The organism is Nocardia brasiliensis (assembly GCF_042691675.1).
GTDB lineage: Bacteria > Actinomycetota > Actinomycetes > Mycobacteriales > Mycobacteriaceae > Nocardia > Nocardia brasiliensis_D.
This window is the reverse complement of sequence record NZ_CP170507.1, coordinates 7,506,904-7,521,630: the sequence shown is the minus strand read 5'-3', so window position 1 is coordinate 7,521,630 and position 14,727 is coordinate 7,506,904. Positions and strand designations below refer to the sequence as shown.

The 14,727-nt window shown below is 69.1% G+C and carries 5 protein-coding genes; all 5 read left to right on the top strand.

What is annotated here, in order from left to right; genetic code table 11:
* Positions 1-128: 128 nt before the first annotated feature.
* The 5 genes from ACFK0J_RS34670 to ACFK0J_RS34650 are packed head-to-tail and all read left to right on the top strand — an operon-like array spanning position 129 to position 14,723.
* Complete coding sequence (locus ACFK0J_RS34670; RefSeq protein ID WP_378733918.1) at positions 129-1,088, top strand: ParB/RepB/Spo0J family partition protein; 960 nt, start codon at positions 129-131, stop codon at positions 1,086-1,088.
* A 33-nt stretch (positions 1,089-1,121) separates the two neighbouring features.
* Positions 1,122-8,747, top strand: coding sequence for an amino acid adenylation domain-containing protein (locus tag ACFK0J_RS34665; protein ID WP_378733917.1), 7,626 nt, complete (start codon positions 1,122-1,124; stop codon positions 8,745-8,747).
* Positions 8,744-12,871: an amino acid adenylation domain-containing protein gene (locus ACFK0J_RS34660; protein WP_378733916.1), complete on the top strand. Its 4,128-nt coding sequence runs from the start codon at positions 8,744-8,746 to the stop codon at positions 12,869-12,871. Before ACFK0J_RS34665 ends, ACFK0J_RS34660 begins: the two co-directional genes overlap by 4 nt.
* The gene (locus ACFK0J_RS34655) at positions 12,868-13,977 is read left to right on the top strand and encodes a saccharopine dehydrogenase NADP-binding domain-containing protein (RefSeq protein WP_378733915.1); all 1,110 of its coding nucleotides are present in this window, start codon (positions 12,868-12,870) and stop codon (positions 13,975-13,977) included. The genes ACFK0J_RS34660 and ACFK0J_RS34655 overlap by 4 nt, the downstream gene beginning before the upstream one ends.
* Positions 13,974-14,723: a thioesterase II family protein gene (locus tag ACFK0J_RS34650; RefSeq protein ID WP_378733914.1), complete on the top strand. Its 750-nt coding sequence runs from the start codon at positions 13,974-13,976 to the stop codon at positions 14,721-14,723. The genes ACFK0J_RS34655 and ACFK0J_RS34650 overlap by 4 nt, the downstream gene beginning before the upstream one ends.
* Positions 14,724-14,727 lie beyond the last annotated feature (4 nt).

The following is a 14,727-nucleotide window of genomic DNA, read 5'->3' as shown; positions in this document are numbered from 1 at the left end:
CTTATCGCTTGCCTTGTTGATCGACCGGGTGCACCCCTCCCTTTACCTATTGCCCAATAGTTCGTCGGTTATGCATGCTGGCGCCTAGCTCAATCGAAATGGGCAACGCAGGAAGGATGGGGCCGGAAATGGGTACGGTTACCAGCATCGATTCGACAAGCGTTCTCGCTGAGGGCGAAAGAATCGAAATTCCGATCACCGAGTTACTTTTCGGTGATTCGCCACGAAAAGCCGAAAACGCCGCCCACATCCAGACCCTTGCCGCGGTGAAGGCCCCGCTCCCGCCGATCATCGTGCACCGGGCGTCGATGCGGGTGATCGATGGCGCACACCGCTTGCGGGCAGCCGAGCTGCGCGGCGACGACACCATCGAGGTCCAATTCTTCGACGGCGACGAGCGCGATGCCTTCGTGCTCGCGGTCCGGCTCAACAGCGCGCACGGCCTGCCGCTCACCCTGGCCGACCGCAAGGCCGCCGCCGCGCGGATCATCGAGTACCACCCGGAATGGTCCGATCGAGCGATCGCGGCCGTCGCGGGCATCTCGGACAAGACCGTCGCCTCGCTGCGCGGCGAGTCGGGCAACGTGCCGCCATCCGAGCGGCTCGGCCGCGACGGCCGGTATCACCCGCGCAACCGGGTCGACGGCCGCATCCGGGCGAGCGAGATCTTCGCCGAGAATCCCACGGCGTCGGCTCGTGAGGTCGCGCGTGCGGCCGGAATCTCGGCCACCACCGCCAAGGATGTCCGGGCGCGGATGCGCCGTGGGGAGAATCCGGTGCCCTCGCAGCAACGTGCTCGCGCCGCGGTCGAGACCTCGGTCGCCCCCGTCCCGGTCCTGCCCACCGTCGATCGACGCGCGGTCGTGCGCCGGCTTCGGTCCGATCCATCGATACGTTTCTCCGAATCCGGCCGCACCCTGCTGCGCTGGCTGGAGGCACCGGGTGCCGACGACGCGGAATGGGATGCGGTCACCCGCAACATCCCCGGGCACTGCACCCGGGCCATCGTCGAGCTCGCCCGGCTGTGTGCCGCGGACTGGCAGCGGTTTGCCGAGGCGCTGGAAAGCCGCAGCGACCAAGCCTGTTGACGGTTCGACAACGATTTTTTTACTGGGAGAATCATGGTTTTCAACGGATCTGTGCCCCCGGTCGCGGCCACCGCGACATTCGAATCGAGAATCCCGGAAAGCCTGCGCGACCTCGTGCTACTGGTCGCGACGCTGCTCGGCGAGGCTCCGGAGGACATCGATCCGGCGGAGAACCTGATCGAATGCGGTATCGACTCGCTCAACGTCATGCGAGTCGTCGATTCCTGGAACCGGCGCGGTCTCGGCATCAAGTTCGCGGAGCTGTTCGAACGGCCGACGATTGCCGACTGGTGGCAGCTGGTTTCCGCACGAACCCCGGAGATTTCGCCGACGGCCGCCGTCGCCGCCGTGGTGGACGAATCAGCCCCCTTCGACCTGAGCCCCATTCAACACGCGTACTGGGTCGGCCGTGGCGACGACCAGCCGCTCGGCGGCGTCGGCTGCCACGTGTACCTCGAGATCGATGGCGGCGGTGTCGATCCCGCGCGCCTCGAACACTCGGTCCGCGCGGTGGCCGAACGGCACGCGATGTTGCGGGTGCGCATTCTCGGCGACGGTACCCAGCAGATCGTGCCGCAGCCGGACTGGCCCGGCCTACGGGTGCACGATCTGCGCGATTCCGACCGGGCCGCGGCCGAACTGAGCACGCTGCGGGATACGTTGTCGCACCGCAGACTCGACGTCGAGCACGGCGAGGTGTTCGACGTGCAGCTGTCGCTGCTGCCGAACGGCTCGACCCGGCTGCACGTCGAATTGGACCTGCTGGTCGCGGATGTATTGAGCTTCAACATCTTCCTGAACGATCTCGCCGCGGCCTACCGCGGCGACCCCGAAACGCTGCGCCCCCTGGCGTATTCGTTCCCGCGCTACCGGACGGAACTGACGGCGCAGCGCGCGGCCGCCGTCGCGGGGGACCGGGCGTACTGGACGTCTCGGCTGGCGGATCTGCCTGCCGCGCCGCCGCTTCCGCTCGCCGTCGATCCCGAACGAATCGTGGGACCGCGGTTCCGCCGGATCGCGCGCTGGCTCGAGCCCGCCGCGTACCGCCGCCTGACCGAACGGGCGCGCGAGCACCAGGTGACCGTCGCGATGATGCTCGCGACCGCCTTCGCCGAGGTGCTCGGCCGGTGGAGCGGTACGTCGCGGTTGCTGCTCAACGTTCCTGTCTTCGACCGGAAAACGTTGCACCCGGACGTCTCCGAGATGATCGCCGATTTCACCAACCTCGTCCTGCTCGAGGTGGACCTCGGCGCGGCGGGTTTCGCCGAACGCGTCCGGCGCACGCAGCGGCAGTTCCAGACCGACATCTCACACACGGCGTACTCCGGCCTCGATGTACTGCGCGACCTCGCGCGCAATGGTGACGGGCATGCCGGTGCGCCGGTCGTTTTCGCCAGCAACCTGAACAGCGGCGACCTGCTCAGCCCCGACTTCCGGGAGTCCTTCGGCGAACTCGGCTTCATGGTTTCGCAGACGCCGCAGGTATGGCTGGACCACCAGCTGATGGAGATGGACGGCGGCCTGTACCTGAACTGGGACTACGTGCCCGAGCTGTTCGCCGAGGGCGTCGTCGAGGGCATGTTCGACGCGTACTGCGGTGTGCTGGAGTGGCTTTCGTACGGCGACTGGTCGGCGCCGGTGCCGATCGAACTACCCCAGGACCAGCGGGCGGTGCGCGGCGTTGTCGGCGCGACCGAAGGGCTGGAGTCCGGGCGGCTGCTGCACGAGGCGTTCTTCCAGCGCGCCGAAGCGGATCCCGCGCGTCCCGCGTTGCTGTGGGACGAGGACGGCGAGATGTCCTACGGCGAACTGGCCGACTGGGCATTGCGGGTGGCCGGTGGCTTGGTCGCCGACGGCGTGCGGCCCGGTGATCTGGTCGGCGTGACGGTACCGAAGGGCCCGGCTCAGGTCGCGGCGATCTTCGGTGTGCTGGCCGCGGGTGCGGGCTACGTACCGGTGGGCATCGATCAACCGGCTGTGCGTCGCGAACTCATGCTGGGCGCTGCCGGGGTTCAGCATGTGGTGGCCGACGCGGCACGGGGCCCGTGGCCCGCGGGCGTGCGGGTGATCTCGCCGACGGAACCGGGTGGCACTCCCTTGCCGGGCCCGGTGGGTGTCGGCGTATCCGGTTCGGCCTACGTGATTTTCACGTCCGGTTCGACGGGACAGCCCAAGGGCGTCGAGGTTTCGCACCGGGCGGCGGTGAACACCGTCGAGGACGTCAACGAGCGGTTCGGCGTGGATGCCGACGACCGGGTGCTCGCGGTGTCGGCGGCGGATTTCGACCTTTCGGTCTACGACCTGTTCGGCCTGCTCGGTGTCGGCGGCGCACTGGTGCTGGTCGGCGAGCAGGACCGCAGGGAGGCCCGCCGCTGGGTCGAGCTGTGCCGACGCCACGACGTGACCGTGTGGAACAGCGCACCCGCGTTGTTCGACATGTACCTGACCACCGCCGAGGCCGAGGCGGGCGAGGTGGCCGACCGGATTCGATTGGTACTGGTCTCGGGCGACTGGGTGGGCTTGGACCTGCCCGGACGGTACCGGAGCCGTTGTCCCGGTGGCCGATTCGTCGCGTTGGGCGGCGCCACCGAGGCCGCGATCTGGTCGAACGCCTTCGAGGTCGATCAGGTCGGCCCTGAATGGCGTTCTATCCCTTACGGTTTCCCGTTGCGCAACCAGTGCTACCGGGTGGTGGACACCCAGGGCCGGGATTGCCCGGACTGGGTGGCGGGCGAGTTGTGGATCGGCGGCGTCGGTCTGGCGGAAGGGTATCGCGGCGACGCGGCCAAGACCGCGGCGAAGTTCGTCTGGTGGCAGGGCCGACGGTGGTATCGCACCGGTGACATGGGGCGCTTCTGGGCGGACGGCACGCTCGAATTCCTCGGCAGGCTCGACCATCAGATCAAAGTGCGCGGTCATCGAATCGAGTTGGGCGAGATCGAATCCGCGCTCGAAGCCCACCCGCACATCGATCGCGCGGTCGCGACCACCATCGGCACCGGCCCCCACCGCAAGCTCGCCGCGGCCATCACCGCCGCCGACGCCGCCGAGCCCGCGAGTGACGAAGTGGAGCTGTGGCTGCGCGATCGGCTTCCGGCGCACATGGTTCCCGAACAATTCGCCGTCATCGCGGTGCTGCCACTGACGCCTAACGGCAAAGTGGATCGTGCCGCCGTCGCCACCGTGCTCGAGCGGCAAGACTTCACGACCGATCAGGAAGCCGAACCACCGCAAGGGCGAATGGAGCAGCTCGTCGCCGAGCTGTGGGTCGAGTTGCTGCCGATCGACCGCGCGACGCGAACCGACAACTTCTTCCGCTGCGGCGGCGACAGCCTGATCGGCACCCGCCTCGTCGCGCGGCTGGGCGCCGCCGGGATCGAGGGCGCGGAGCTGCGCGGATTGTTCGCGAACCCGACACTGGCCGGTTTCGCGGCGACGCTGAAGCTCGGCGACGCGAACGTGGTCGGCTTCGAGCCGGATCCGGCGGCCCGCTACGACCCGTTCCCGGTGACCGACGTGCAGCTCGCCTACCTGATGGGTCGGCGCCCCGAGTTCACCCTCGGCGGCATCGGCTGCCACTTCTACAGCGAATTCGACGGCAGCGACATCGATCTCGCCCGGCTGCAACGGGCCTGGAACACGCTGATCGAGCGGCACGACATGCTTCGCACGATCTTCGACGGGAACGTGCACCAGTGGGTGCTGCCCAGCGTCCCCGAGTTCGTCATCGAGGTCACCGAGGCCGATGCGGCCGACGCCGACGCGGCGCTCGCCGAACTGCGCGAGGACATGGCGCATCGAACCTTCGAGCCCGGCGAATGGCCGCTGTTCGATGTGCGCGCCGTGCGCTACGGCGACCGGGTCCGCATCGGCGTGGGCCTGGATAACCTGATCGTCGACGCGCTCAGCATCTTCATCCTGTTCGCCGAACTGGAACTGCTGTACTGGGATCCGGCGGCACCGCTGCGACCGGTCGGCATCACCTTCCGCGACTACGAGCTCAACACCCGGCCGAGCGCGGAGGACATCGCCGCGGCGCGCGAGTACTGGCTGGACCTGATCGACCGGCTACCACCGCCGCCGGAACTTCCGCTCGCCATCGAGCCGGGCCGCATCGAGACGCCGCGCTTCGCCCGCCGGGAGACCCACATCGACCAGGCCGCCTGGGCGAAGATCACCGAGCGGACCCGCGAATACGAGATCACCCCGTCGGCGCTGCTGCTGGCGTGCTACGCCGAAGTCCTCGGTGCCTGGAGCACGCAGCAGGATATGACGTTGACGCTGACCACCTTCCAGCGCGACCCGGTACACCCCGACATCGACAACATCCTCGGCGAGTTCACCTCGCTCTTGCTGGTCGCGTACGAACCGGAACCGGGCTCGGGACTGGCCGCACGGGCGCGTGGTCTGCAGGAACAGATCTGGCGCGGCCTCGACCATCAGGCTGTGTCCGCCACCTGGGCGCTGCGTGAGATGGGGCGGCGCGCCGGGGTGGCCGAGGTGAGCATGCCGGTCGTGTTCACCAGTGCGCTCGGCGTGCTCGACGGCATGGACACCAGTGGCGCGTCCGCCTTCGCCGAGGTCTCCTGGGAAATCTCGCATACCCCGCAGGTGTCGCTGGACCTTCAGGTTCGCGAATATGCCGACGGAGTCTCGGTCAGTTGGGATTTCGTGGAGGGACTGTTCGCAGACGGCGTGATCGACCAGATGTTCGCCGCCTACTGCGCCGCGCTCGACTGGGTGGCCGGGGGTGACTGGGCGACGCCACTGCCGCTGCGGCTGCCCCAGCGGAACTCGCTGCCGATACCGCGCGCGGAGAGCGGCAGGCCGTTGCACGGCGGGTTCTTCGAATGGGCCGAGCGTGAGCCGGGCCGGGTGGCCTTGGTATGGGGCGAGGACGGCGAGTTGTCCTACGGGACGTTGGCCGCGTGGGCGCTACAGGTGGCCGGTGGCTTGGTGGCCTGTGGGGTGCGTCGCGGTGACGTCGTCGGCGTGACGCTGCCGAAGGGTCCGGCCCAGGTTGCTTCGATTCTCGGTGTGCTGGCCGCGGGTGCGGCATACGTACCGGTGGGTGTCGACCAACCGGTGGCGCGACGGGATCGGATGTTCGCTTCGGCGGGCGTCCGGTATGTGCTGGCCGACGAGACCAGCGGAGGATGGCCCGAGGACATGCGGGTGATCTCTCCGGCGGCACCGGACGGCGCTCCGCTGCCGGGTCCGGTCGGCGTCGACGTATCCGGTTCGGCCTACGTGATCTTCACGTCCGGTTCGACGGGTGAGCCCAAGGGCGTAGAGGTTTCGCACCGGGCGGCGATGAACACCTTGGACGACGTCAACGAACGGTTCGGCGTCGGTGCCGACGATCGGGCATTGGCGCTGTCGGCGGCGGATTTCGATCTGTCGGTGTACGACCTGTTCGGCTTGCTGAGTGTCGGCGGTGCGCTGGTGCTGATCGGTGAGCAGGATCGCCGCGAGGCCCGCCGCTGGGTGGAGCTGTGCCGACGCCATGAGGTGACGGTGTGGAACAGCGTGCCCGCGCTGTTCGACATGTACCTGACCGCGGCCGAGGCCGACGGTGCGGCCGACCAGATCCGATTGGTGCTGCTGGCCGGCGACTGGGTGGGCATGGACCTGCCCGTCCGATACCGGGCACGCTCTGCCGCAGGCCGATTCGTCGCGCTCGGCGGGCCGACCGAGACGGCGATCTGGTCCAACGCGTTCGAAGTCACCGAGATGGATCCCGAATGGCGTTCCATCCCTTACGGATTCGCCCTGCACAACCAGTGCCACCGGGTGGTGGACACCCAGGGCCGGGATTGCCCGGACTGGGTGGCCGGTGAACTGTGGATCGGCGGAGTATGCGTCGCCCAGGGATACCGGGGCGACCCGGCCAAGACCGCGGAGAAGTTCGTGTCCTGGCAGGGACAGCGCTGGTATCGCAGCGGTGATGTGGCGCGGTTCTGGCCGGACGGCACGCTGGAATTCCTCGGTCGGCTGGACCATCAGGTCAAGGTGCGTGGTCATCGAATCGAGCTGGGCGAGATCGAATCCGCGCTCGAGGCGCATCCGTACATCGATAGCGCGGTCGCGACCACCGTCGGTACCGGCGTCCACCGCAAACTCGCCGCGGCGGTCACCGCGGCACACGGCGGGGCGACCCCGGCCACCGACGGCATGGCGGAGCTGGACCGAGTGCTCGACGGCGGTGTCGACGAGGCGCTCACCACCGGTGGCGATGTCGAAGCGGCGATCGTCGAGGCGCGGATCGCGGCGTTGCTCGCCGACGGGCTCGAGTCCGGCCCCGCTCCGGTGGACGACATCGCGGCGGCACTCGGCGTCGCCGACGACTTCCGCAACCTGCTGGTGCTGTGGCTCGACTGGCTCGTCGAGCGGGACGTGCTCACTGCGCACTCCGGCCGCTTCGGTACCGGAACCCGCTGGGACGAGGCCCGTGATCCGGCCATCTCGGCGGCGAATGTCGCCGCGGCCGAGGGCACCTGGATGCACTCCGTGGCCGAACGATTGGCCGCCGCCGATGCCGAACTCACCGAGATCCTGCGCGGCGACCGATCACCGCTCACCCTGCTGGAGGACCCGGTGCTCGCGCCGGAGTCGCTGGTCGCCGGGCAGCCGGATGTCCGGGACGCGATCGGCCGGATCGCCAGAACGATCACCGGACTCGCCGTCCGGCTCGGCCGTCCGGTCCGCGTCGCCGAACTCGGTTGCCGCACCGGCCTGGCCGCGCGCCACCTGCTCGACGGCTTGGATAGCGAACACATCGACCTAGCCCTGCTCGACCCGTCGCCCCGACTGCTCGACCTGGCCGCGCAGCGGCTCGACGGGCTGCCGCACAACAGGCAGTTCCGCGCGATGACCGGTGGGGTGCTGCCGCAGGACCTGCGCAACCACTTCGACGTCGTCGTGACAGTCGTTGCGCTGCACCGGTATCGCGATCCGGTGGACGGCGCACTGGAGGCGGCCGACCTGCTCGTCCCACGCGGTCTGCTGGTCGGTATCGAGCACAGTGAGCTGGCACCGATCGGGTTGCTCACCGCGGCCCTGCTCGAGCGCGGGTTCGGCGGCGGCCGCCGCAGCCCGATGTTGGACAAGGCCCGCTGGGCCGACGTGCTGACCGCGGCGGACCTGTCCGAGATCGACATTGCCGAGCGGGACGATTCCGCACTGCTGTTGCTCACCGCGCGCTCGGCGGTGGACCGCCCGGTGCTCGATGCGGAGCAGGTGCTGGCCGGGCTGCGCGGCGAACTGCCGACGCATATGGTGCCCGATCGGCTGACCGTGCTGCCGCGGTTGCCGCTGAGCGCCCGCGACAAGGTCGACCGCAAGCGAGTGGCCGAGTTGCTCAGCTCGATCGGTGACGGCGAGGAGGCAGGCGAACCGCCGCGCACCGAGGTGGAAAAGGCCATCGCGGAGCTGTGGGCCGGGCTGCTGCCCGGCGCGGGCGCCGACATCGGCCGGCGCACCAACTTCTTCGCCATCGGTGGCGACAGCTTGACGGCAACGCATTTCGCCGAGGCGGTGCGCCGCCAGTTCGGTGTGGTCTTGCGGCTGCGGCAGATGTTCGCCGAACCCACCGTGGCCGCGGTCGCCGACACGATCTCGGCCCAGCTCGACGAATCAATGGAGGACGGCGAGATATGAGTCCCAATCAAGTTATCGCGGAACTGGAAAAGGCCGGGGTGCATCTCTGGGAAGAATCGGGCAAGCTCCGATTCCGCGCCCCGAAAGGGGTGATGACCGGCGAACGCGTCGCGGCCCTCCGGGAGCAGAAGGAGGCGATCCTCGCCGCCCTGCGCAGCGCGGGACTGCCCACCGTCGTCGCCGATCCGGCGCACGCGCACGATCCGTTCCCGCTCACCGACGTACAGACCGCGTACGTGATGGGCCGCAGGCACCGGTACGCCTACGGCGGCATCGCCTGCCACATGTACGTCGAAGTCGAGTACGACGAACTCGATCCCGGCCGGGTGGAGCAGGCCTGGAATCGGCTGATCGCGCACCACGACATGCTCCGTGCCGTCGTCTCCGACGAGGGCTTTCAGCAGGTGCTGCCGGAGGTTCCGCATTACCCGATCCCGGTCGCCGATCTGCGCACCGGCACCGACGAGGCCGTCGAAACGTTCCTGACCAAGGTCCGCGACGAGCTCGGTCATCAGCAGATCAGCACCGACAAGTGGCCACTGTTCGAATTGCGCCTCACCCTGGCACCGGCCAGGGCGGTGCTGCACGTGTCGGTGGACTTCCTGCTCGCCGACTGGGCCAGCATCTCGATGCTGCTGGACCAACTCGAACGATTGCAGCGGGACCCGGATTACGCACTGCCGCAGACCGATGTGTCGTTCCGCGACTACGTGCTCGCCGAGCGTGGCATGCGGGACGCGGCCCAGTACCAACTCGACCGCGACTACTGGCTCGACCGCGTCGACGACCTGCCGCCCGCTCCCGAACTGCCCACCTCGTCGCGCGAGGACGACCTGCCGACATTCACCCGCAGGGAACTGCACCTCGCGCCCGACGACTGGGTCGCCTTCAAACGGCGTGCCGGTGGGGCGGGCGTGACCGCGTCGGGTGCGGTGCTCGCCGCCTACGCCGAGATCATCGGAATGTGGGCGCGGCGACCGGATTTCACGCTGAACCTGACGCTGCTCAACCGGCTGCCGTTGCATCCGCATGTGCCCGTGCTGGTCGGTGACTTCACCTCGGTCACCCTGCTCGAGGTGCGCCCGGGCGGCGCAGCCACCTTCGCCGAGCGGGCCCAGCGGCTCGGCACTCAACTGTTCGACGACATGGATCACCGGCTGTTCTCCGGCATCGAGGTGATCCGCGAAATCGCCCGCAGGCGCAGCCAGGACGAGGCGCTGATGCCGGTGGTCTTCACCGGTTCGATCGGCCTGGACAGCGGCAACGACGAGGCATCGCTCGGCCGGTTGGGGTACGGCATCAGCCAGACACCGCAGGTATGGATCGACTGCCAGGCCTTGGAGCGCGACGGCGCCCTGCAATTGAACTGGGATGTGCGCACCGAGGTGTTCCCCGACGGCCTGGTGGACGACATGTTCGCCGCCTTCGAGGATCTGCTGGTCCGGCTGGCGCGCGACGAGGACGTGTGGAATGCGCAAGCGCCGGTGACGTTGTCACCCGCCCAGGCACGGCGCCGCACCGAGGTCAACGCGACGACCGGCCTGATCCCCGACACGCTCTTGCACGAGCCGGTGCTCGCGGCCGCGCGGCGGCACCCCGACCGGATCGCGGTCGTCGACGCCGCGGGCAGCTACACCTATCACCAGCTGTGCGCCCGCGCCCGCGGCATCGCGGACGCCCTCGGGCAGGCCGGTGCGGCGCCGGGTGACATCGTCGCCATCGCGGTGGACAAGGGCCTGGATCAGATCGCGGCCGTGCTCGGCGCGATGGCGGCCGGTGGCGTGTACCTGCCCATCGATCCGGGACAGCCGGTGACGCGGCGGGATCGCATCCTGAGCGACTCCGGTGCCGCGTTCCTCGTCGGCGCACAGGCCGACACCACCGCGCCGACCACGGTCCGGGCCATCGGACTCGACGAGATCGCCGCGAACACCGCGACTTTCGAGCCCGCGGCGCGCAACCGCACCCCCGACGACCTGGCCTACGTGATCTACACCTCCGGCTCGACGGGCACGCCGAAGGGCGTGATGATCAGCCACCGGGCCGCGGCGAACACGATCGCCGATATCTCCGAGCGCTTCGAGGTCACGGCCGAGGACCGCGTACTCGGCCTGGCCAATCTCGGCTTCGACCTGTCGGTCTACGACATCTTCGGCACCCTCGGTGCGGGCGGCACCCTCGTGCTGCCCGACGCGGCTCGGCGTGGCGAACCGTCGCACTGGGCCGAACTGGTTGCGCGCCATGGCATCACGGTATGGAACTCGGTGCCCGCCCAGCTGCAGATGCTGAGCCACTACCTGTCGGCGCACCCCGACCTGGCCTTCCCGTCGCTGCGGTTGGCGCTGTTGTCCGGCGACTGGATTCCGGTCACCCTGCCCGACGAGATCCGGGCCAGGGTGCCGGGTCTGCGGTTGATCAGCCTCGGTGGAGCGACCGAAGCGTCGATCTGGTCGATCCACTACCCCATCGATGCGGTCGATCCGGACGCATCGAGCATTCCCTACGGCTTCCCGTTGCGGAATCAGACCTTCCACGTCTACGACCACGAAATGCGGGACCGTCCCGAGTGGGTAGCGGGGGAGTTGTACATCGGCGGGGTCGGCGTTGCCCTCGGCTACCTCAATGACGAGGAGCGGACCGGGCAGCGTTTCCGACGCCACCCGGTCACCGGTGAAACGCTGTATCGCACAGGTGATTTCGGCCGATACCTGCCGTCGGGGGCGATCGAGTTCCTCGGCCGGGAAGACGACCAGGTCAAGATTCGGGGCCACCGCATCGAGCTGGCGGAGGTGGAGTCGGCGCTGCTGTCGCACCCCGCGGTGTCCGGCGCGGTCGTGCTCGTCGACGGCGGCGAGGCGCTGCGCCGCAGGCTGGCCGCGTTCGTCGCCGCCACCGAGCCGCTGGAGGACCTGCACCTGGACCGCTACCTGCGGGATCTGCTGCCCGGCTACATGTGCCCGTCGGCGGTCCATCCGGTAGCGGCGATACCGGTCACCGCGAACGGGAAGGTCGATCGCGCCGCGCTCGCCTCCGAACTGCGTGGACTGTCCGGGGTGGCGGCCATGGGCGGCGACGAGCCGGCCGAGGGTCTGGAAACCACGCTGGCTCAGCTGTGGGCCGAAGTACTCAAGATCGAGAAGGTCGGTCGGCACGACGATTTCTTCGCACTCGGTGGCAATTCGCTGCTGTCGACGCAGCTGGTGGCGAAGCTGCGCGATCGGGTGCCGGAGGCGGCGGGCATGTACTTCGACACGTTGGTGCGCGAACTGCTGCCGGAGCCGACGGTGGCGGCCATGGCCCGCTATCTGGCGAGCGTGGGTCAGGCGGCGCAGCCGGAACCCGCGCGGCGCAAGATCGTGTCGCCGCTGGTGCATCTCGGCCACGGGACCGCGGACCCGGTTGTGGTGCTCGTGCACGACGGCACCGGCAAGTTCTACAACTTCGCCGCGCTGCCGAACCTGCTGGACCCGGATCGAAAGGTGTTGGGGCTCACCGCCGGTGACGCCGAAACCTATCTGCGCACCGAGCCGGAACTGCTGCTGGAGCGGCGGGCCGCGGCGTACGCGCGCTTCGTCCGCACCGAGCGTCCGGGCCGGGTCCAGGTGGCCGGTTACGGCGCGACCGCGGTGCTCGCGCTCGAGTTGGCTCGCGAAATCGCGGCCGCCGGAACAGCAGTCGACAAGGTGGTGTTGGTCGATCCGTATCGGCTCAGCGACCTCGCCCGCGACGATGCCGAACTCGAGTACCTGTTCGCGAAGGAGATCGGGGTCGCACCGGCGGCGGTGGGCTTCCCGCCGACCCTCGCGCAGGTGACCGGGCATCCGTGGCGCACCACCTCGGCCGAGCGGATCGCGGCGATCGGGGCGTTGGTCGAGATCGCCACGGACCTGACCACGGCCAAGCGCTACGACATCTTCCGCGCGACGGTAGATGCGTTGCGCGGGTACCGGGTTCAGCCGTACGGCGGACCGGTCGTGGTCGTCGGATCGGCCCCGGAACCCGAGCTGACCGGACTGGTAGACGAGCTGCGCGCCGGTGGCCTCGACGATGTCACGGTCCACCACCCGTCGCCCGACGAGAAATTCCCGCTGCTCGCCGAACTCCTGAACGAGGCGCGATCATGACCGCGCGGATCGGGCTGCTCGGCGGCTACGGTGCGGTCGGTGCGCTGATCGCCGAGCGGTTGCACAAGCACGGGGCGGGCGATCTGCTGATCGCCGGACGCGATGCGGCCGCCGGTCGCGCGCTGATCGCCGAACGGCTAGGCGGCGCCGGGGAATTCGCGCAGCTCGACCTGATGGATGCCGACGCGCTCGCGCGCTTCAGCGCACGCTGCACCGTCCTGGTGAACTGCGCGGGACCGACCCGGCTGATCCTGGATCGGGTCGCGCTCGCGGCACGGCGGGCAGGCGTGCCCTACGTCGACATCGGCGGTGACCACCCCGTGCATGCCCGCCTGGCCGGTGCGCACGATTGGTGCGCGGTGCTTTCCGCGGGCATGATCCCCGGCCTGACCGGGCTGTTGCCGCGGCACCTGGCGCGTGGCTGCGATGTCATCGAATCGCTGACGGTGTACCACGGCGCCCGCGACACCTTCGGGTACTCCTCCGCCTACGACTACGTCGTCGGTATCCGGGACGGCGATGATGTGCCGTTGGCCGCGTGGCGCAACGGTCCAGCCCTCGACGCGGTGCGGCGGCAAACCGATATCCGCCTGCCGCACTTCAGGGAGCCGGTCACCGCGCAGCCGTATCTGTCGCCGGAGGCGCGCCGGAGCGCGACCAACCTCGGGCTCGGGTCGGGTACCTGGTACGCCGTACTCGAAGGCGAGCGGCTGCCCGGCCTGCTCCAGCAGATTCCCGGCAGCGCCGAGTCCGAGGTCGCGGGCCTGACCGAAAAGGTCCGGCAGGCGGCGGAATTCGACGTGCTCGGCCGCGCGCGGCACGCCACCATGCTGTTCCAGCTGGACGGCAAGATCGCGGGGCAGCCGGTCACTCGATCGCTGGTGCTGCGTGCCGACAGTGCCGCGGCACTCGTCGCGGCCGCAGCGGTGCCCGCGATCGTCGCGGTGGCCGCGGGCCGGATCGGTCCCGGCGTGCATTTCGCCGCCGAAGTCCTCGCGCCCGACCGTGTGGTCGACGACCTGGCCGCCGATCCGGCGGTCGTGCACCTGTCCGAGCACGACACCGCGCTCGACGAGCTCATCGCACTCGATGAAGGAACGATATGAGAGCCACCGACCAGTCCCGTTTCCGGGTCTACCGCCCGGAACCGTCACCGCAGTTGCGGCTCGTGTGTTTTCCGCACGCGGGCGGTTCGGCAAGTTTCTACCGTGGGTGGGTCGAGCATCTTCCCGACGGCATCGAACTTGCGATCGCGATCTATCCGGGCCGTGAGGACCGGTTGGTCGACTCCCACCCGGACACCCTCGAAGGCCTCGCCGACGAATTCGTCGCGGCGCTGCCGGGCGGCCCCCTCGTGTTGTTCGGGCACAGCATGGGCGCTGCCGTGGCATTCGAGGTCGCGCGCCGGACGACCCGGCCGGTCGAGCGGCTGATCGTCTCCGGCCATCCGCCGCCGCATCGGCTGCGACCGAACGACGTGCATCTGCGTTCCGAGGAAGGGCTGCTCGACGAGCTGCGCAGTCTCGGCGGTGCGACGACCGCACTGTTCGACCATCCGGAGATCCGCGAGCTCATGCTGCCGATGATCCGCGCGGACTACCGGCTGATCGAGCGGTACCAGCCTGGTTCGGTTGCCCCGCTGCATATTCCGCTGTCCGCGGTGATCAGCGACGCCGATCCGGAGATCACCGAGGACGAGGCGCGGGCGTGGCAGGACTGCACGGTGGCCGACTTCGATCTGCACACCATGCCCGGCGATCACTTCCATCTCGTCGAGAACCAGCGTGAGTTCGTCGGATGGCTGTCGGGGCTGCTGACGACCTCCGACACGCTCTGGCCTTCGACGCCGTGACGAC